Origin of the sequence: Amycolatopsis sp. NPDC098790 (genome assembly GCF_044759945.1) — a bacterium.
Lineage (GTDB): Bacteria > Actinomycetota > Actinomycetes > Mycobacteriales > Pseudonocardiaceae > Amycolatopsis.
Window position 1 is genome coordinate 392,671 of the sequence record NZ_JBIWAI010000006.1, and the last position, 19,921, is coordinate 412,591.

Here is a 19,921-nt window from a genome sequence, read left to right on the forward strand (position 1 = left end):
ACCGAAGGCCACATTGGGGCGCTGGTCACCGGTCATCAGCGACCCGGGTTTTACCCGGCTTTAGCCGCCGCCCGGCAAGATCGGGTCCGTCAGACGGTCGGCCGTGGGAAGTGGGGCCCCGGCACCCGAGCGTGCCGGGGGACGGCGGCCGTCTGGCATCGGGGGGCTTCAGCCGGATCATGCGCACCGCCGGGACGGGAACGCGCGGTGCCGCCCCTCGGCCACTCCGGGAAGAGGGGAATCCCATGCACACCACAGTGAAGCGCGTCCTCGCCGCCGCCGCGGTCGCCGCCGCGGCGAGTGCCGTCGCCGCGCCCGTCGCGCAAGCCTCCGAACAAGGGGGCGTCTCGCGCACCTGCCCCGACAGCGCCTGCGTCACCCCGCCGGTCTGGTTCCCCGGCGGCACCCTGTCGGTCGACGCGGACGTGCACGGAAGCGGACCCGCCGAGTGGGTCGTCCGCGGCCCGGGCGGCGTGGTCTGCCGGACCGGTTTCGCCGCCGAAAGCGGCCCGCAGTCGTGGGTCTGCCACGGCGTGCCGTCCGGCGAACTGGAGGCCTCCGTCCTCGGGCCCGCGGGTCCGTCGAACATCGGCCTCCGCTGGTAGCGAACACCTACGAAGGAGAACAGCCATGACGACGATCCGCTTCTTCGCCCGCTCCGTGGTGCGCGGTGTGCGCAACCGCCGGCTCGGCGCCACCCGGGTCATCTACTACGAGATCTACTGATCACCCCCGTGCCCGCGGCTTCCCGCCGCGGGCACGGCCTTTTCCCGGGAGACCTCCGTGCGCACCTCCGCCACCCTCGCCGATCCGCTGCCGACGCTCGACGGCTGGGCGGCCGACCGCATGCCGATCCGGCCGTTCGGGCCGGGCCGGTACCTGGTCTGCGGAGCCGAGCTGATCCGCACGGCGCTGGCCTCCACCACCCGCCCGTTCGAAGCCAGGGCGGCGACGTTCGGCGCCGTCGCCGACTGGGTGCCGGGCGCCGACCACAGCCGCCCGGTCAACGCCGCGCTGGGCCGGGAGCTGGACCGGGCCTGGCAGGCCGTCCAGGACGACGCGATCAGGACCGAGCTGACGGCCTCGCGGGAGCCGTGGCCCGGCGCGCTCGCCGGCGGCTACCTGCGGTTGTTCGGCGAACAGCTCTTCCCGGGCCTCCCCGCCGCGGGGCACCAGGCGCTGCGCGACGCGCTCGCCGCGTCCGACGGGCTCGACCGGACCGGCTCGGCCCTGCGGCGGTTCCGGGGCCGGCTCGCGCACAGCCGCGCCGACGCCGCGCTCCACCGCTGGGCCGCGGGCAACGGCGGCGCGCTTCCCGAAGCGCTCCGGGCGACGCTCGGCGCCTCCGACGACGTCGCCCTGGCCCTGCACGGCCTGGTCGGCGCGGTCTGCCGGGCCGCGTCGATGGTGGCTGCCTGGACCGTCCTGCTCGACCGCGGCTGGCGGCCCGGCACCCCGGCCGGCACGGTCCTGCGGCCGCGAGAAAGCCCGGCATCCGCCGAGCACCGCGTCCGCGAGGCGCTGCGGCTGTGGCCGGTCGCCTGGCAGCTCGCCCGCACCGTCACCGAGGCGACCGAGCTGGGCGGCGTCGACCTGGTCCCCGGCGACCGGCTCTACCTGTGCACGTACCTGCTGCACCGCGACCCGGACGTCTGGTCCGAACCCGGCGAATACCGCCCGCTGCGCTGGGACCGGCCACCGGAGGGGTACAAGTCCCGCTACCTGCCCTACGGCTTCGGCAGCGCCGCGTGCGTCGGCTCGCGGTTCGTCAACCAAGTGACGGCCCGGGTGGTCGCCTGTTCCGGCGTGCTCGACGACCGTGGCCTGCTGGTCGTCGACCCCGAGCCCGTGTTCGGCTCGCTGCTCGCCCCGCCCGTGGTGCGGCCCGTCCCGCTCGGGTGATCGTTTTCCCGCTACCCTCGTGACCGGGAATGACCGGTTTGCCCGGTCAGCGGGGGGTGCGGAGAAGTGCTCGAGTTCGGGGTGCTCGGACCGTTGCGGGTCCGGCGCGACGGCGTGCCCGTGCCGGTCAACGGGCCGAAGGTGCGGGCGCTGCTCGCCGTGCTGGCGCTGCGGGCGAACACGACCGTGTCGTTCGACCGGCTCACCGAGCTGCTGTGGGGCGACGACCCGCCGGAGACCGCCCGCAAGAGCATCCAGGTGCACACCGTCCGGCTCCGGCGCGTGCTCGGCGACGGCGTCGTCGAGACCCGGCCGGCCGGGTACCTGCTGCGCGCGTCGCCCGAGCACCACGACCTGCTGCGTTTCCGCCGGCTGCTCGCCGACGCCCGCGCGGAGCCGGCGCCCGAGGCCGAACGCGCGGTGCTCGCCGACGCCCTCGCCTGCTGGCGCGGCCCGCTGCTCGCCGACCTGCCGGTGGAGCTCAGGAGCCGCGCCGGCGCCGGGCCCGCCGAAGAGCGGATGCAGGCCCACGAGCGCTTCTTCGAGGTGAGCCTCGAGCTGGGGCGGCACGCCGAGGTCGCCGCCGAGCTCGGCCGGGTGGCGGAGGAAAATTCCTGGCAGGAGGCGTTCTGGGCGTTGTACCTCGAAGCGCTGCACGGCTCGGGCCGCCGCGCCGACGCGCTCGAGGTGTACCGCCGGGTGCACCGCAGGTTCGCCGACGAGCTCGGGATCGACCCCGGCGAACGGCTGCGGCAGGCCCACCAGGCGGTGCTGGCCGGCGAGCCGCCCGCCGCGCGGCCGCGGTTCCGGCCGCGCCAGCTGCCTCCCGACGTCGGGACGCTGACCGGCCGGGCCGACCTGGTGTCCACTTTGGACGCGGTGCTGGGACCGGACCGGCCGGCGGCCACGCAGCCCGCGATCGCGTTGCTGGCCGGGCCGGCGGGCGTGGGCAAGACGTCCGCCGCCGTGCACTGGGCGCACCGCGCGGCGAGGTACTTCCCGGACGGCCAGCTCTTCGCCGACCTCCAAGGCAGTTCGACGGTCCCGGCGCTCGCCCCGATCGAGGTGCTGACCCGGTTTTCGCACGCGCTCGGCGTCCGGCCGGGGCAGGTCCCGACCGAGCCGGCGGACGCGGCGGCGCTGTACCGGTCGGTGCTGGCCGACCGGCGGGTGCTGGTCGTGCTGGACAACGCGGCGGGGCCGGACCAGGTTCGCGCCCTGCTGCCGGCCGGCCCGGGCTGCGCGGTGCTGATCACCAGCCGCGACAGCCTCGGCGGCCTCACCGCCACGGTGGACGTCAACCGCGTCCAGCTGGCCGAGCTGCCCCCGGACGACTCGCTGGCGCTGCTGGCCGCGGTGGTCGGCGCGGACCGGGTGCTCGCGGAAGAGGAGGCGGCGCGCGAGTTGGTGCGGCTGTGTGCGGGGCTGCCCCTGGCGCTGCGGATCGTGGCGGCGAACCTGGCGCTGTGGCCGGACCGCTCGGTGCGCGGCTACCTCGCCGAGCTGGCCGGGCCGGACCTGGTGACGCGGCTGGCGGTACCGGGCGCCGAGCACCAGGGGGTACGCAGGGCGTTCGACCTGTCGTTCGACGCGGTGTCCCCCGCGGCGGCGAGGTGTTTCCGCCTGCTCGGGCTGCTACCGGGAGCCGACATCGACGTGCGAGGAGCGGCGGCGCTGGTCGGGACGGACGAAGTTCGGGCCGGGTCGCTGCTGCGGGAGCTGGCGGCGAGCCACTTGGTGCAGTCCCGGGGAGACGACCGGTTCGGTCTGCACGACCTGCTCCGCGGCTACGCCGTGGCGCGCGCCCAGGAGGAGGTGGAGGAGCCCGACCGAGCGGCGGCGCTGGGGAGGCTTTTCGAGCACTACTTGAGCACTGGAGCCCGCGCGGCGGCTGCGCTTTACCCGGACCTGCAGCGCTTGCCCGGTTCGCGTGACGAGGACGGGGTGCTCGGCCCGCCCGGCCCGTATGGTGTGCCCGGCCTGCCCGGTGAGCATGGCCTGCTCGATATGCCCGGCCCATCCGGCCTGCCCGACCAGCCTGGTGAGCCCGGCCCGCTCGGCGAGCCCGGCCCGCCCGGCTTGCCCGCCGGGCCCGACCTGCCCGCCGAGCCGGATCCGCTCGGGCTGCCGGGGGTGCCCGGTCCGCTCGATGAGCGCGGCCGGCCCGGTGCGTCCGGCCCGGTTGGCGTGCCTGGCGTGCTCGTTGTGCCCGGCCGGCCCGACTTGCCTGGCCCCACCGATGCCGTCGAGCTGGCCGAAGCTCGGCGCTGGCTGTTGGCCGAGCACGCAAACCTGCTGGCGGCGATCCGGTCGGCGCCGGGACCGTTCGCCTGGCGGGCGGCGGACCTGCTGCGCGGCTTCTTCCACTCCCACCGGCTCGACGCGGAGTGGCAAGCGGCCGCGACCGCGGGACTCGCCGCCGCGCGCCGGGCCGGTGATGAGGAGGCCACCGGCGCGATGCGGCACAGCCTGGGCGCGCTGGCGTGGAGCCGGGGCGACTACGGGGGAGCGCTCACCGAACTCGAGGCCGCCCAGGAGTCCTACCGTGCCGCGGGTGCCCGCGACGGCGCGGACTCGGTGCTGCACGCCCTCGGCGTCGTGCACCTGGACCTGGGCCGGCTCGACCGGGCGATCGAGCACTTCGCGGCGGCGCTGGCCGGCACCCGGCGGCACGGCACGTCGATCCGGGCCGCGAACGGCCTGATCAACCTGGGCGCCGTCCTCATGGAGCACGGCGAGCTCGCCGAGGGCATCCGCCACAACGAGCGCGCGCTCGAGCTGTGCGGCTGGCTCGGTTCACCCCACGCGGCGGCGATCGCGCGCTGCAACCTCGGCTACGGCTATCGGGTCACCGGCGACCCGTCCCGCGCGCTCACCGTGCTCACCGAAGCGCTGGAATCGTTGCGGGAGCTGGGTTCCCGTGACGACGAGGCCGACGCGCTCGTCCGGCTGGCGGCGGTCCACCGGGTCACCGGCGACCTCGCGCGAGCGTGGCCGGCGGTGCGGCTCGCGCTGACCGTGGCGCGCGAAGCGGGCAACCAGCGGTTCGAGGTGGACGCGCTGTGTGCCCACGGCGACCTCCACCGCCAGTCCCGCGACGCGGCGGCGGCCGCCGCGGACTACGGCGAGGCGCACGCGCTGGCGGAGAAGATCGGCTACCGCCGCGGCGAACTGACGGCGGCGATCGGACTGTCCGCTGTGGACGGTACGGACGCGGAACCGGCGTTGCGCGCGGCCGAAGCCGGCGGGTTCCGGTTGCTGGCCGAACAGGCGCGTCTGAGTTCGGCCGAGGCGGCGCTGACCGGGGGACGACCGGCCCAGGCGGAAACCCTGGCAGGCCGAGCGGTCGAGGGATTCCGGGAGGCGGGACACCGGTTGGGCGAGGCGTGGGCTTTGCTCGTCCTCGGGAAGGCGCGGCGGACGACGACGGGACCGGAAGCGGCCCGGGAAAGCTGGCGCGCGGCGGAGGAACTCCTGGCAGCGGCGGGAGCGGCACCCGCTTTGGCCGAAGCTCGCCGTCTGCTGGCAACGTGACGCCCGAGCGCCCCAATGTGGCCTTCGGTGCGTGAGACGCACCGAAGGCCGCCTTGGGTGCGTGGGACGCAACCAAGGCCACATTGGGTGCGTGGGACGCACCGAAGGCCACATTGGGTGCGTCAGACGCAACCAAGGCCACATTGGGGCGCTGGCGCCCGGCCAACAGGGACCCTCGGCCGCGCTACCCCCCGAAAGCCGTGAAGGCCTCCTTACCGGGCACAAAGCCGGCGAGGAGGCCTTCACGGCCGACGGCCGACGCCGGGCGGAGGTGATTCGCCCGGCCGTCGCTTCGTGGGTCAAGCGGGGAGGTTGACCAGCTCTGCCAGATGAGCCCGGTGCTTCCCCGGTGTTCCCAACGCGATCTCGTCCGCCTTCGCGCGCTTCAAGTACAAGTGCGCCGGGTGCTCCCACGTCATCCCGATGCCCCCGTGCAACTGGATGGCCTCCTCTGCCGCGCGCACCGCGATCGGGGCCACCCGCGCCTGGGCCACCGACACCGCGATCGGCACGTCCGTTCCCGCCGCCAGGGAATCCGCCGCATACCGCGCCGCCGCGCGGGCCAGTACCAAGTCCGTGTACAGGTTCGCGAGCCGGTGCTTCAGCGACTGGAACCCGCCCACCGGACGGCCGAACTGGTAGCGCCCCTTCAGGTACGAAACCGTCTCCGTCAGCGCCCACTCGGCGACGCCCGTCTGCTCCGACGCCAGGATGCCCGCACCGAAGAGCAGCGCCTCCTCGAGAGCCGCGGCCGCCGCGGGGCCCGACGCCACCAGGGTCGCCGGCGCGTCCGAAAGCGACACGTCCGCCACCCGGCGCGTCAGGTCGAACGAGACGAGCTCGGTCACGGAAGCCGAAGACGCGTTCACCACGTACAGCCCCGGGCCGTCCGGGCCCGCGGCCGGGACGACCAGCAAGTCCGCCACCGACGCGTCGGCCACCGTGCCCACGCGACCCGAGAGCGTCCCGGCAGCCGACACCGTCACCGACGACGGGAACCCCGCCCCCGGCGCCGTCGACAGCGGCACCGCCAGCGCGCCGATCGCCGAACCCGAAGCCAGCTGCCGGACGAACTCGCCCGCCGATGCGCGGACCAGCGCCGTCGTCGCCAGCACCACGCTGCCCAGGTACGGCACCGGCGCCACGCTGCGGCCCAGCTCCTCGGCCACCACCGCCACCTCGCGGGCCGACGCGCCGTGCCCGCCCAGCTCCTCGGGCACCGCCAACCCGGCCACGCCGACCTCTTCGGCCAGCGTGCGCCACAGCTTCAGGTCGTAGCCCTCAGCCGTCTCGATGCGCGCCAGCACCGCCTCCGCCGAAGCCTTGTCCGAAAGCAGGTCCCGGACGGAAGCCCGCAGGTCCTCTTCGACGTCCGAATACAGCAGATCAGTCATCGGGGGAGGTCCTTCCAGGCGACGTCCTTGTCGACGCGCGGCTCCGAGGGCAGCCCCAGCACGCGCTCGGCGATGATGTTGCGCAGGACCTCCGAGGTGCCGCCCTCGATGGAGTTCCCCTTCGCGCGCAGGTAGCGGTAACCGGCCTCGCGGCCGGTGAAGTCCACAATGGCCGGACGCCGGAACGTCCAGTCGTCGTAGGCGAGACCCTCTTCGCCGAGCAGTTCGACCTCCAGGCCGGTCAAGGCCTGGTTCAGCTCGGAGAACGCGACCTTCATGGCCGAACCCTCCGGCCCGGGCGCGCCCGCCGTCAGCTGCTGGCGCAGCCGGGTTCCGGCCAGCCGCAGCGTTTCCGCCTCGACCCAGCGCTGCACCAGCCGGTCACGCAGCTCCGGCGTGCGCAGCTCGGGCCGCTCGCGCCAGGTCTTCGCGACGATGCCGATCAGGCCGCCTTCACGCGGCTGGACGTGCCCGCCGATCGCGACGCGCTCGTTCATCAACGTCGTCTGCGCGACCTTCCAGCCCTCGCCGACCGCGCCGAGGCGCTGCGTGTCCGGGATCCGGACGTCGGTCAGGAAGACCTCGTTGAACTCGGCCTCGCCGGTGATCTGGCGCAACGGCCGGACTTCGACGCCGGGCGCGGTCATGTCGCACAGGAAGTACGTCATGCCCTGGTGCTTCGGCACGTCCGGGTCGGTGCGCGTCACCAGGATCGCCCACTGCGACTCGTGCGCACCCGAGGTCCAGACCTTCTGGCCGGTGACGATCCAGTCGTCGCCGTCGCGGACGGCCCGCGTGCCCAGCGCGGCCAGGTCGGAGCCGGCGCCCGGCTCGGAGAACAGCTGGCACCACACCTCCTCGCCGGTCCACAGTGGACGCAGGTAGCGCTCGCGCTGCTCCGGCGTGCCGAAGGCGAGGATGGTCGGGGCCGCCATGCCGAGGCCGATGCCGATCCGGCGCGGGTTGTTGTCCGGCGCGCCCGCCTCGGTGAACACACCGTCCACAGCGGACTGCAGCGCGCGCGGCGCGTCCTGCCCGCCGAGCCCGGCGGGGAAGTGGATCCACGCGAGCCCGGCGTCGAACCGGGCCCGCAGGAAGTCCATGCGGTCGGTCGACGCGGGGTCGTGCGCGGCCAGGAAGTCGCGGGCCTGGCCGGCCAGGTCCGAAGCGGTGACAGTCACTTGGCGCCCTCCGAGAGGTACTTCTTCAGCTCACGCCGGGCGAGTGAGCGCTTGTGGACCTCGTCCGGCCCGTCGGCCAGCCGCAGCGTGCGGTTCCCGGCCCACATCGCGGCCAGGGGGAAGTCCTGGCTGACGCCGCCGGCGCCGTGCACCTGCACGGCCTTGTCGAGGATCCACTCGACCGCGGCCGGCGTCGAGATCTTGATGGCCTGGATTTCGGTGTGCGCGCCCTGGTTGCCGACGGTGTCCATCAGCCACGCGGTCTTCAGCACGAGCAGCCGCTGCTGTTCGATGCGCACGCGGGACTCGGCGATCCAGTCCTGCACGACGCCCTGCTGCGCGATCGGCTTGCCGAACGCCTCGCGCGAGATCGCGCGCTTGCACATGAGCTCCAGCGCGCGCTCGGCCATGCCGATGGCGCGCATGCAGTGGTGGATCCGGCCCGGGCCGAGGCGGGCCTGGGCGATCGCGAAGCCGTCGCCCTCGCCGGCGATGAGGTTTTCGACCGGCACGCGGACGTCTTCGAAGAGCACCTCGGCGTGGCCGCCGTGGTCGCTGTCGTCGTAGCCGAAGACGTGCATGCCGCGCTTGACCGTCAGGCCCGGCGTGTCGCGGGGCACGAGGATCATGCTCTGCTGCTTGTGCGGCGGGCCGTCCGGGTCGGTCTTGCCCATCACGATGAAGATCCGGCACGCGGGGTTCATCGCGCCGGAGATGTACCACTTGCGGCCGTTGACGACGTATTCGTCGCCGTCGCGCCGGATCGCGGTCTCGATGTTGCGGGCGTCGGAGGAGGCGACGTCGGGCTCGGTCATCGCGAACGCGGACCGGATTTCCCCGGCCAGCAACGGTTCCAGCCACTGCTTCTGCTGGTCGTCGTTGCCGAACATGGCCAGCACTTCCATGTTCCCGGTGTCCGGCGCGGCGCAGTTGAGCGCGGTCGGCGCCAGCCGGATGCTGCGGCCGGTGATCTCCGCGAGCGGCGCGTACTGGAGGTTCGTCAGGCCGGCGCCGTGGTCGCCGGGGAGGAAGAAGTTCCACAGGCCGCGCTTGCGGGCCTCGGCCTTCAGCTCTTCCATGACCGGCGGGATGGCCCACGGGTCTTCGCGTTCGGCGAGCTGCTGCTCGAACACGGGCTCGGCGGGGTGGATGTGCGAGTCCATGAACTCGAGGAGCTTCCCGCGCAGCTCCTCGGTCTTCTCGTCGAACGCGAAGTCCATTTACTTCTCCTCTTTGAGAATCTCGTTGCCGTGCGAGATGAGCAGCGGGACACCGGCTCCGACGCCTTCGAAGCCCGCGCCGACCGTCTGGCCCTTTTGGTAGCGGTAGTAGATGCCTTCCAGGATCACGGCCAGCTTGAAGAACGCGAAGCTGACGTACCAGTTCAGCTGCGAGACGTCCCGGCCCGAACGTTCGGCGTAGCGCCGCACGACCTCGTCGGTCGCCGGGTAGCCGGGGGCCGAGCTGGCGTTCGACACGAACTGCAGCGAGACCTTGTCCCGCTCGGCGTAGGCCACCAGCAGCGCGACGTCGGTCAGCGGGTCGCCCAGCGTCGACATCTCCCAGTCGAGCACCGCGGAGATCTTGTCGCCGGAGTCGACCAGGACGTTGTCGAGGCGGTAGTCGCCGTGGATGATCGACGGCTTCCCGGACACCGGCACCGCCGCGGCGAGCCGGTCGTGCAGTTCGTCGATGCCGTCGAGGTCGCGGCTGCGCGAGGCGTCGAGCTGCTTCTTCCACCGGCGCAGCTGCCGCTCCAGGAAGCCGTCGGGCCGGCCGAAGTCGCCGAGCCCGACCGCGGCCGGGTCGACGGCGTGCAGGTCGACGAGCGTGTCGACCAGGGCGTCGGCGATCGCGCGGGTGCGTTGTCCGCCGAGCTGCGCGAGTTCGTCCGCGGTCCGGTAGGGCGTGCCCTCGACGAAGCTCATGACGTAGAACTGCGCCCCGATGACGTCGGCGTCCTCGCAGAGCAGGATCGCCTCGGGCACCGGCACGGCGGTGTCGCGCAGGCCGGAGATCACCCGGAACTCGCGGGTCATGTCGTGCGCGGTGGGCAGCACGTGCCCGAGCGGCGGGCGGCGCACCACCCAGCGCGAGCGGCCGTCGCCGACCACGTAGGTGAGGTTCGACCGGCCGCCCTCCACGACGTCCGCGGACAGCTGTCCGGCGACCAGGCCGGGCCGGTGCGCGTCCAGGTGGGCGCGCAGGCGGTCCAGGTTCAGACCCGGCGGGTCGGTCGGGTTCATCCAGCCTCCTCAAGCTCTATCCGGCGAGCATACCGACTAGTCGGTATGACGTACAGAGTGGTGAGCAGCGGCACTTTCCCGGGAAAGTGCCGCTGCTCAGCGGCCTCACGCGAGGAACCGCGTCACCCATTCGGCGACGCAAGCGGGCTTCGCTTCGCCGTCGATCTCGACCGTCCACCTGGACACCGCCTGCTTGCCGCCCGGGATGTCGGTGACCTCGACCAGCTCGGCCCCGGCGCGCACCTTCGAGCCGACCTTCACCGGCTGCGGGAAGCGGACCTTGTTGAGGCCGTAGTTGATGCCCATCTTGATGCCGTTGACCTTGTAGATCTTCGGGCCGAACGCCGAGAGCAGCGACAGCGTCAGGAAGCCGTGGGCGATGGTGCCGCCGAACGGGCCCGCGGTCGCCATCGGCTCGTCGACGTGGATCCACTGGTGGTCGTCGGTGGCGTCGGCGAACAGGTTCACCCGGTCCTGGGTGACCTTCAGCCACTCGCTGTACCCGAGGTGCTCGCCGACCGCGGCGGCGAAGGCGTCGAGGTTCTCGAATTCGCGCATCGGCCTCAGTCCTTCGGTCCGCCGGCGGCGTAGACGACCTGGCCCGAGATGAACCCGGCACCCTCGCTGACCAGGAAGGACGCGAGGTGGGCGATGTCGTCGGGCGTGCCGACGCGCTGCACCGGGATCTGCGACGCGGCGGCGGCCTTGAACTCCTCGAAGCCCATGCCGATCCGCTCGGCCGTCGCGGCGGTCATGTCGGTGGCGATGAAGCCCGGCGCGATGGCGTTCGCGGTGACGTTGAACTTGCCCAGCTCGATGGCGAGGGTCTTGGTGAACCCCTGCATGCCGGCCTTCGCCGCGGAGTAGTTGACCTGGCCGCGGTTGCCCAGCGCCGAGGTGCTGGAGAGGTTGACGATCCGGCCGTACTTCTCCTGCGTCATGTACTTCTGCACCGCGCGGGTCATCAGGAACGAGCCCTTGAGGTGCACGCCGAGGACGGAGTCCCAGTCCTGCTCGGTCATCTTGAAGATGAGGTTGTCGCGGGTGATGCCGGCGTTGTTGACGAGGACGACGGGCGGGCCGAGCTCGTCGGCAACGCGCGTGACGGCGGCTTCGACCTGCTCGGCGTCACTGACGTCGAGGGCGACCCCGACCGCCTTGCCACCCTTGGCGACGATGGCCTCGGCGCCCTGCTTGACACCGGCCTCGTCCAGGTCGAGCAGCCCGACGGCGAAACCGTCATCGGCCAGCCGGGCGGCCACGGCGGCACCGATGCCGCGGCCGGCACCGGTGACCACGGCGACACGGGAAGGGGAATCGGTCACGGGGACCTCCTCGTCGTTGAGAAGCGGGCTCGTGCCCGCGAGCCTACTAAGCGGTTGGTTTGTGGAGGATACGCGTGACTGGTCCCCGAAGTGGTGACAGCATGCGCAGGATCATAGACGTGGCTGATGGCGGCAGCCTCGCTGCTCCGCATGGCGGAACCGCTTCAGGTAGTTCGGACCGCTGTGGTCTTGACCCATCGCCACTGACTGGTGTACGGAGCCTGCGTTTGCTCAGGGCAGAACCGGCCGCGGCCGGCGCAGCGGAATCGGCCCGTCGGCTCCGAGGTCGACGGGCCTCTGTGGAAGCGGACGACATCCGTGTCAGCGGACCCGGGGCCGGGGAAGTGGTGTCGCCGCACCGTGTCCGTGGCGCCATCCACGTGTCGGACGCCGCGCTTGTCCGGCGGTCTGTCCACTCGCTTTGCCGGGAATGTCGTATAGTGCCTCATATATCAGATCGCACATGCCCCGTCCTTCGGAGGCTCAGTGGAATTCAACCGCCGTACGGCGTTGACCATCAGCACGGTCGGGGCGGCCACTGCGGGACTGTCCGCGTTCAGCGTCTCGTCGACAAGCGAAGCCGGTGCGGCGCCCGCCGGTCCGGTGACCGAGACCATGCTCCTCACCGGCGCCGACGCCGATCACACCGTCGACTGGGACTTCCAGGTCACCGCCGGCCGGCGCGCGGGGGAGTGGGCCACGATCCCGACACCGTCCAACTGGGAGTGCCAGGGCTTCGGCAGCTACCACTACGGCGGGGACCTCGTCCCGGCGGAGAAGGGCAACTACCGGCATTCGTTCACCCCACCGGCATCATGGGCCGGCCGCCGGATCTTCCTGGTGTTCGAGGCCGCCATGACCGACGCCGACGTCCGGGTCAACGGCGTCTCCGCCGGGCCGGTGCACCAAGGCGGCTTCTACCGCTTCCGCCACGACGTGACGGCCCTGCTGCGCCTCGGCGAGCCGAACCTCCTGGAAGCGACCGTCAGCAAGGAATCGGCCGACAACTCCGTGAACGACGCCGAGCGCCGCGGCGACTTCTGGAACTTCGGCGGGATCTTCCGCCCGGTGTCGCTGGTGGCGTACCCGGCCGCCCGCATCGACCGCGTCGCGATCGACGCCCGCGCCGACGGAACCTTCACCGCCCAGGTCGCGCTCGCGGGGGCGACCGCGGCGGCCCGGCTGACCGCGCAGCTGCGCCGGCTGGACGGCACGGCCGTCGGCGGCGCCTTCTCGGTCGCCGTCCCGAGCGGGGCGGCCGGCGCGACCCTGACGACCACCGCGGACCGGCCTCCCTTGTGGACGGCCGAAACGCCGAACCTCCACCAGGTCGAACTGACCCTCGCGAGCGCCGCCGGCGAGCCGTGGCACAGCACCAGCGAACGCTTCGGCTTCCGCACGGTCGAAGTCCGGACCGGCGACGGCGTCTACGTCAACGGGAAGCGGATCGTCCTCAAAGGAGCGAACCGGCACACCTTCTGGCCGACGCTCGGCCGCGCGTCGAGCCCGCGGCTGGCCCGGCTGGACATCGGGCTGATGAAGGACATGAACATGAACGCCGTCCGGATGTCGCACTACCCGCCGGACGCGTACTTCCTCGACCTCTGCGACGAACTCGGGCTCTACGTCCTGGACGAGCTGACCGGCTGGCAACGCGACTACGACGAAGGTGTCGGCGCACCGCTGGTCAAGGCGCTGGTCGAACGCGACGTCAACCACCCGTCGATCCTGTTCTGGGACAACGGGAACGAGGGCGGCTGGAACACCGCGCTGGACGACGACTTCGGGCGGTACGACCCGCAGCGGCGGGCGGTGCTGCACCCGTGGACGACGTTCGGCGGCGTCGACACGAGCCACTACCAGACCTACAGCAGCACCGCGAGCAAGGCCGCCGGCACCACGGTCTTCATGCCGACCGAGTTCCTGCACGGGCTCTACGACGGCGGGGCCGGGGCCGGGCTGAACGACTACTGGAAGCTCATGGGCGGCGCCCAGCGCTCGGCGGGCGGGTTCATCTGGGCGCTCGTCGACGAAAGCGTCGTCCGCGACGACCGTGGGGGCGCCCTCGACACCAACGGCAGCCGCGCCCCCGACGGCATCCTCGGCCCGTACCGGGAAAAGGAAGGCAGCTTCTTCACGATCAAGGACATCTGGTCACCGGTCCAGCTGGCCAACCCCGCCTACTACGACTCGGTTTTCCCGGCGTCGTTCGACAAGACCGTGAAACTGGTCAACCGGTACGACTTCACGAACCTCCGGGGGTGCCGGTTCACCTGGCAGCTGCTGGGTTTCCCCGCGCCCCGGGCGGGAACCGGCCACCAGGTACTGGCCCAGGGGCAGGCCGGCGCGCCGGACATCGCCCCGGGCGCCACCGGCGCGGTGACGCTCGGCCTGCCCGCCGACTGGACCGCCGCCGACGCGCTGCGGCTGACCGTCACCGACGCGACCGGGCGGGACGTCGCCGGCTGGACGTGGCGCGTCCGCAAGGCACCGGACTTCGCCGCGCGCCTGGTCAAACCGGCGGCCACCGGCAGCGTCACCGCGACCGAGACGGCCGCCGACGTCGTGCTCGTCGCCGGGGCCACCCGGGTCACCATCGGCAAGGCCGACGGACGGCTGACCGGCGTGCGCCGCGGCAGCACGCCGGTGTCGCTGGGCAACGGCCCGGCCCCGGCCGGCGGCGCGGCCACGCTCACCGCGTTCAGCCACTTCCGCGACGGCACCGGCTGGGTCGTGCAGTGCGACTACAGCGGCGACCTGACGTCCGTGCGCTGGCGCCTGGACGCCAACGGCTGGCTGCGGCTGGAGTACCGGTACCACGCCACCGGCGACCACGACCACCTCGGCGTGAACTTCGACTACCCCGAGGGATGCGTCCGGGGCCTGACGTGGCTCGGCGACGGGCCGTACCGCGTCTACAAGAACCGGTTGCGCGGTGTGCGGCCCGACGTGTGGAGCAAGCCGTACAACGACACCGCGACCGGGGCGAAGGGGTTCGCCTACCCCGAGTTCACGGGCTACCACGCCCGGACCTGCTGGGCGGTGCTGGACACGACCGAGGGCGCGGTCACGGTGGTCGCCGCGGAGGAGGGCCTGTTCCTGCGCCTGTTCACCCCGGAGGCGGGCCCGGACCCGCAGAACGCCGTGGTCACCTACCCGGCCGGTAACCTCTCGCTGCTCGACGGCATCGCGCCGATCGGCAACAAGTTCCACGGTGTCGCGTCGCTGGGCCCGGAGAGCCGGCCGAACGCCGCCACCGGCGACTACCACCGCACGGTTCACTTCCGTTTCGACGCGTGATCCTCGTGGCTACAGTGAAAGGTCAAGGAATGTTCTCCTCGAGCTCCCGTCGGCGGTCGCGCCGGGGTGTCCTGACCGCGGTGCTCGCCGCCGCCCTCGTCGCGGGCACCGCGCCCGCCGCGGCCGCTGCCGCCACCGGGTCGACCGTGGTCGGCGTGGCGTCCGGACGCTGCCTGGACGTCGTCGGCAACAGCACCGCGGCGAAGACGCGCGTCAACATCTACGACTGCATCGGGCAGGACAACCAGGCGTGGACGTTCACGGCGGCCGGCGAGCTGCGGGTGTACGACGGCGCGATGTGCCTCGACGTCGCCGGGGCGAGCACCACGTCCCCGGCCGACGCGCAGATCTATCCCTGCAACGGCGGGACGAACCAGAAGTGGCGGATCAACGCCGACGGCACCATCACGGGCGTGCAGTCGGGCCTGTGCCTGGACGTCACCGGAGCGGGCACCGCGAACAGCACCCTGGTCGGCTTGTACACCTGTAACGGCGGGGGCAACCAGAAGTGGCGGACCGCCCTCGGCGACACCCAGCCGCCGAGCGTGCCGGGCAACCCCCGGGTGAGCGACCTGGTCTGCGACGCCGTCACGTTCTCGTGGGACGCCGCCACCGACAACACCGGCGTCGCGTTCTACGACGTCTACCACGACGGCCAGCTGATGAAGTCCGTGACCACGCTGTCGACCAGCCTGACCGTGGTCGGCGGCGTGACCTGGGGCCTGTACGTCAACGCGCGGGACGCCGCGGGCAACGTCTCGCAGGCCAGTGCCACGGTGCCGGTCACGCCACCGCAGTGCCAGCCGGACACCCAGTCGCCGAGCGCGCCCACTCAGCTCGCCGGTAGTGCGTCCGGCACGACGGTAACTCTGAATTGGACCGCGGCCACGGACGACATCGGCGTGCGCGCCTACGACGTCTACCGCGGCGGCGCCAAGGTCGGCGCGGTCACCGGGACGGCCACCGCCCCGCCCGCGACCACGTTCGTCGACAGTGGACTGGCGCCGAACACGAGCTACACGTACTACGTCGTCGCGCGGGACGCCCAGGCGAACGTGTCGGCGCCCAGCGCGGCCACGACCGTGAACACGGGCGCGGCCTGCGGCGACTCGGTGTGCGCGGTGACGCAGATCGCCACCGACACCGACATCCCGTGGGGCCTGGTGACCCTGCCGGACGGCACGATCCTCTACACCCGGCGCGACGCCCACGACATCGTCCGCCTGGACCCGGCCACCGGGGCGAAGACGTCGGTGGGCACGGTCCCCGGGGTGGACAACACCGACGGCGAGGGCGGCCTGCTCGGCCTGGCCGTCTCGGCTGATTTTTCCAGTGACCACTGGCTCTACATCATGCACACTTCGCCGACCGACAACCGGATCGTGCGGATCAAGCTGGAGAACGACCGGCTCGGCACCGAGCAGGTCCTGCTCAGCGGGTTGCTGCGCAACAAGTTCCACAACGGCGGCCGGCTGCGCTTCGGGCCCGACTTCAAGCTGTACGCCAGCACCGGTGACGCCCAGAACGGCGACAACGCCCAGAACAAGGCCAGCCTCAACGGAAAGATCCTGCGCCTGAACCCGGACGGCACCGTGCCGTCGGACAACCCGTTCGGCAATCCGGTGTGGAGCTACGGCCACCGCAACCCGCAGGGGCTGGCGTTCGACTCCCAGGGCCGGTTGTGGGAGCAGGAGTTCGGCAACGCGGTGATGGACGAGACCAACCTGATCACCAGGGGCGGCAACTACGGCTGGCCGTCGTGTGAGGGCACCTCCGGGACGTGCGACACGGCGGGCTTCATCGCGCCCAAGCGGACGTACTCGACGGCCGACGGATCCTGTTCCGGCATCGCCATCGTCCGCGACGTGCTGTACGTAGCCTGCGAACGCGGAACGCGGATGTACCGCGAGGTGATCAGCGGTAGCGACCTGACGAACGTCCAGGCGTACTTCAACGGCACGTACGGCCGGCTGCGCACGGTGGAACCCGCCCCCGGCGGCGGGCTGTGGCTGACGACCACCAACAACGGCGACAAGGACAGCATCCCGGACAACAGCAACGAAAGGATCTTCCACGTCACGCTGGGCGGGTAGCCGCGCTCGCCCTGCATCGGAAGCGCCGTGGGAGCCTCTTGACGCGTTGCGGGAGGAGGACTGTGCTGTTCTCACGGGAAGCGCAACGCAAACCTGGTGGTCCGGTGAACACCGAAGGAGACCTTTCCATGCGTCCGCAACGCCGCGACTCGACGCTCCACCGGCTCCTCCGCCTGCTCCTGCCGCCTCTGCTCGCCGCCACGGTGCTGACGGTGACCGCGGTGCCGGCCGGCGCGGCCACCACCACGATCGCCGTCGACGGCACCAGTACCGGGCGCACCTTCGACGGTGTCGGCGCGATCAGCGGTGGTGGCGGGAACTCCCGGCTGCTCATCGACTACCCGCCCGCGCAACGGGCCCAAATCCTCGACTACCTGTTCAAGCCGGGCTACGGCGCCGCCGTGCAGCTGCTGAAGCTGGAGATCGGCGGGGACGCGAACTCCACCGACGGCGCCGAACCGAGCCACCAGCACGTGCGCGGCGAAATCGACTGCGACGCCGGCTACGAGTTCTGGCTCGGCGAACAGGCCGTCGCGCGGAACCCCGCCATCAAGCTGGTCGCGCTGCCCTGGGCGGCGCCGGGCTGGGTCGGGGGCGGGAACTTCTGGTCGCAGGACATGATCGATTACGACCTCTCCTGGCTCGACTGCGCGAAGCGGCACGGGCTGACCATCAGCTACCTCGGCGGCTGGAACGAACGCGGCCACGACAAGACCTGGTACGAGAACCTGCGCGCCGCCCTGAACGCCCGCGGCTACGGCGCCGTGCAGATCGTCGGCGACGACACGGGCTGGAACACCGCCGACGACATGCTGGCCGACAGCCGGTTCAACGCCGCCGTCGGCGTCGTCGGCTCCCACTACCCGTGCGGCTACCTCTCGGACGCGACCACCTGCGCGTCGTCCGCGAACGCCGTCGCCACCGGGAAACCGTTGTGGGCCAGCGAATTCGGCTCCCAGGACTTCAACACCGGCTCGGCCGCTTACATCCGCACCATCACCCGCGGCTACCTCGACGGCCAGATGACCGGCTTCATGGACTGGCCGCTGATCGCCGCGCTGTACTCGAACCTGCCCTACAGCACGGTGGGCCTGGCCACCGCGAACACGCCGTGGTCCGGGGCCTACCAGCTCGGCGAGAACCTGTGGGCCAACGCGCAGGTCGCCCAGTTCACCCAGCCCGGCTGGAAGTTCCTCACCGGCTCGGCGAGCGGCTACCTCGGCGGCAACCGCGCGGGAGGCAGCTACATCTCGCTGAAGTCCACCAACGGCAGCGACTACTCCACCATCTACGAAACCACCGGCGCGACGGCCGCCCAGACGGTCGACGTCACCGTCTCCGGCAACCTCGACGGCGGCCCGGTGCACGTCTGGTCCACCGACCTCGCGTCGTCGAACTCCGCCGACCACTTCGTGCGGCAGGCCGACGTCACGCCGTCGTCGGGGAAGTATTCGCTGACCCTGCAGCCGAACCGGATCTACACGGTCACCACGACCACCGGTCAGGGCAAGGGCACCGCGACCGGTCCCGCGGCCGGGACGTTGAGCCTGCCGTACGCCGACAGCTTCGACAGCTACCCCACGCACAGCCTCGCGAAGTACTTCTCCGACATGCAGGGCTCGTTCGAGGTCCGCCCGTGCGCCGCCGGCCGCGGCGGGCAGTGCCTGCAGCAGGTGGCGCCGGTGCGGCCGATCAACTGGCAGGACGACAGCGACGCCTTCACCCTCGTGGGCGATCCGCACTGGAGCAACTACACCGTCAGCGCCGACGTCGACATGCAGCAGGCCGGTACGGTGACGCTGCTCGGGCGGGCGAACACGCAGAACCGGCCGCAGAGCCACCAAGCCGCCTACCAGCTGCGCGTCGCCGACACCGGCGCGTGGTCGATCGCCAGGAACAGCACCGGTGGCGTGCTCACCACCCTCGCGTCCGGGTCCCGCGCGGCACTCGGCTTGAACACCTGGCACACGGTGAAGCTGGGCTTCAGCGGCAACCGGATCACCGCGAGCCTCGACGGCACGACGCTCGGTACCGTCACCGACACGGCGTTCACCACCGGGCTCGTCGGCGTGGGTGTCGCCGGCTACCAGACGAACCTCTTCGACAACGTGTCCGTCACCCCGAACGCCGACGGCGACTTCGGCGGCATCCTCAAGGGCCAGGAGTCGGGGATCTGCGCCGACGTCCCCGCGGCGAGCCAGGCGAACGGCACCGCCCTCGCCCTGTGGGACTGCACCGGCGGAGCCAACCAGAGCTGGACCGCGACCCCGGCCGGGCAGCTGAGGGTCTACGGCAGCAAGTGCCTGACCGGCGGCACGGCCACCGGGACACCGGTCGTGATCGACGACTGCGGCACCTCCACGGCGCAGCAGTGGACGGTCGCCGCCGACGGCTCGGTCGTCAACTCCGGCCGGTGCCTCGACGCGAACGCCCACGGCACGACCAACGGCACCGCGCTGGTTCTCTGGGACTGCACCGGCGGCGCCAACCAGAAGTGGGCCCGCGGCGACACCGCGGGCGTCCTCAAGTCGGCGGAGTCGGGCAAGTGCGCCGACGTCCCGGCGGCGAACCAGGACAACGGCACGGTGCCCGCGTTGTGGGGCTGCAACAACGGCGGCAACCAGGCGTGGACGTCGACCACGACGAACCAGCTGAAGGTCTTCGACACCAAGTGCCTGGAGACGGCGGGCGGCGGGGTGGCGGACGGGACCGCGGTGCAGATCTTCGACTGCACGGGCGCGGCCACGCAGCAGTGGCGGGTCCAGGCCGGTGGTGCGGTCGTCAACGTCGGGTCCGGCAAGTGCCTCGACGTGAAGGGCCACGGAACGGCCGACGGCACGCCGTTCGTGATCTGGCCCTGCACCGGTGCGGCGAACCAGCGGTGGTCCCGCGGCTGAGCACGGGAGACCCGCGGCGGAGTGGTTTTCCGGAGCTGCCGCGGCCTGA

At 72.0% G+C, this 19,921-nt stretch carries 12 protein-coding genes; 6 read left to right on the forward strand and 6 right to left on the reverse strand.

The annotated features are described in order from the left end of the window. Window positions 1–245 precede the first annotated feature (245 nt). The 3 genes from ACIQWX_RS38930 to ACIQWX_RS38940 all read left to right on the forward strand — a co-directional run bounded on the left by ACIQWX_RS38930 (window position 246) and on the right by ACIQWX_RS38940 (window position 5,436). A complete protein-coding gene (locus ACIQWX_RS38930) occupies window positions 246–605 on the forward strand; it encodes a hypothetical protein (RefSeq protein WP_400882120.1) in 360 nt (119 codons plus the stop codon). 178 nt (window positions 606–783) lie between these two features. Continuing rightward, window positions 784–1,902, forward strand: a complete 1,119-nt coding sequence (locus ACIQWX_RS38935) for a cytochrome P450 (protein WP_400882123.1) — start codon at window positions 784–786, stop codon at window positions 1,900–1,902. 66 nt (window positions 1,903–1,968) lie between these two features. Next, a complete protein-coding gene (locus ACIQWX_RS38940; RefSeq protein WP_400882126.1) occupies window positions 1,969–5,436 on the forward strand; it encodes a BTAD domain-containing putative transcriptional regulator in 3,468 nt (1,155 codons plus the stop codon). Between the two features lie 299 nt (window positions 5,437–5,735). On the opposite strand, the gene ACIQWX_RS38945 is transcribed toward ACIQWX_RS38940, so the two are convergent. From ACIQWX_RS38945 to fabG, 6 genes are all read right to left on the reverse strand, one after another. Beyond that, window positions 5,736–6,830 (reverse strand): acyl-CoA dehydrogenase family protein, encoded by a 1,095-nt coding sequence (locus ACIQWX_RS38945; protein WP_400882129.1) that lies wholly within the window; start codon window positions 6,828–6,830, stop codon window positions 5,736–5,738. Continuing rightward, entirely contained in the window at window positions 6,827–8,011 is a 1,185-nt protein-coding gene (locus ACIQWX_RS38950; RefSeq protein ID WP_400882132.1) for an acyl-CoA dehydrogenase family protein, read from the reverse strand. The genes ACIQWX_RS38945 and ACIQWX_RS38950 overlap by 4 nt, the downstream gene beginning before the upstream one ends. Beyond that, on the reverse strand, window positions 8,008–9,231 hold the full coding sequence (locus ACIQWX_RS38955; RefSeq protein WP_400882134.1) for an acyl-CoA dehydrogenase family protein: 1,224 nt from the start codon (window positions 9,229–9,231) through the stop codon (window positions 8,008–8,010). Before ACIQWX_RS38955 ends, ACIQWX_RS38950 begins: the two co-directional genes overlap by 4 nt. Then, window positions 9,232–10,257, reverse strand: a complete 1,026-nt coding sequence (locus tag ACIQWX_RS38960; protein WP_400882137.1) for a phosphotransferase family protein — start codon at window positions 10,255–10,257, stop codon at window positions 9,232–9,234. A 105-nt stretch (window positions 10,258–10,362) separates the two neighbouring features. Then, window positions 10,363–10,815: a MaoC family dehydratase gene (locus ACIQWX_RS38965; protein ID WP_400882140.1), complete on the reverse strand. Its 453-nt coding sequence runs from the start codon at window positions 10,813–10,815 to the stop codon at window positions 10,363–10,365. 5 nt (window positions 10,816–10,820) lie between these two features. After that, window positions 10,821–11,582 (reverse strand): 3-oxoacyl-ACP reductase FabG, encoded by a 762-nt coding sequence (fabG, locus tag ACIQWX_RS38970; protein WP_400882143.1) that lies wholly within the window; start codon window positions 11,580–11,582, stop codon window positions 10,821–10,823. 510 nt (window positions 11,583–12,092) lie between these two features. Here fabG and ACIQWX_RS38975 point away from each other — a divergent pair. The 3 genes from ACIQWX_RS38975 to ACIQWX_RS38985 all read left to right on the forward strand — a co-directional run bounded on the left by ACIQWX_RS38975 (window position 12,093) and on the right by ACIQWX_RS38985 (window position 19,872). After that, the gene (locus ACIQWX_RS38975; protein ID WP_400882146.1) at window positions 12,093–14,882 is read left to right on the forward strand and encodes a glycoside hydrolase family 2 TIM barrel-domain containing protein; all 2,790 of its coding nucleotides are present in this window, start codon (window positions 12,093–12,095) and stop codon (window positions 14,880–14,882) included. 29 nt (window positions 14,883–14,911) lie between these two features. Beyond that, the gene (locus tag ACIQWX_RS38980; RefSeq protein WP_400882148.1) at window positions 14,912–16,975 is read left to right on the forward strand and encodes a PQQ-dependent sugar dehydrogenase; all 2,064 of its coding nucleotides are present in this window, start codon (window positions 14,912–14,914) and stop codon (window positions 16,973–16,975) included. A 128-nt stretch (window positions 16,976–17,103) separates the two neighbouring features. After that, the gene (locus tag ACIQWX_RS38985; RefSeq protein WP_400882151.1) at window positions 17,104–19,872 is read left to right on the forward strand and encodes a ricin-type beta-trefoil lectin domain protein; all 2,769 of its coding nucleotides are present in this window, start codon (window positions 17,104–17,106) and stop codon (window positions 19,870–19,872) included. Window positions 19,873–19,921: the final 49 nt, after the last annotated feature.

What these genes read in the sequence shown, in the direction of transcription:
- ACIQWX_RS38930 (WP_400882120.1), top strand. Translation starts at nt 246, where the DNA reads ATGCACACCACAGTGAAGCGCGTCCTCGCCGCCGCCGCGGTCGCCGCC.
- ACIQWX_RS38945 (WP_400882129.1), bottom strand. Translation starts at nt 6,830, where the DNA reads ATGACTGATCTGCTGTATTCGGACGTCGAAGAGGACCTGCGGGCTTCC.
- ACIQWX_RS38955 (WP_400882134.1), bottom strand. Translation starts at nt 9,231, where the DNA reads ATGGACTTCGCGTTCGACGAGAAGACCGAGGAGCTGCGCGGGAAGCTC.
- ACIQWX_RS38960 (WP_400882137.1), bottom strand. Translation starts at nt 10,257, where the DNA reads ATGAACCCGACCGACCCGCCGGGTCTGAACCTGGACCGCCTGCGCGCC.
- ACIQWX_RS38965 (WP_400882140.1), bottom strand. Translation starts at nt 10,815, where the DNA reads ATGCGCGAATTCGAGAACCTCGACGCCTTCGCCGCCGCGGTCGGCGAG.
- ACIQWX_RS38980 (WP_400882148.1), top strand. Translation starts at nt 14,912, where the DNA reads ATGTTCTCCTCGAGCTCCCGTCGGCGGTCGCGCCGGGGTGTCCTGACC.
- ACIQWX_RS38985 (WP_400882151.1), top strand. Translation starts at nt 17,104, where the DNA reads ATGCGTCCGCAACGCCGCGACTCGACGCTCCACCGGCTCCTCCGCCTG.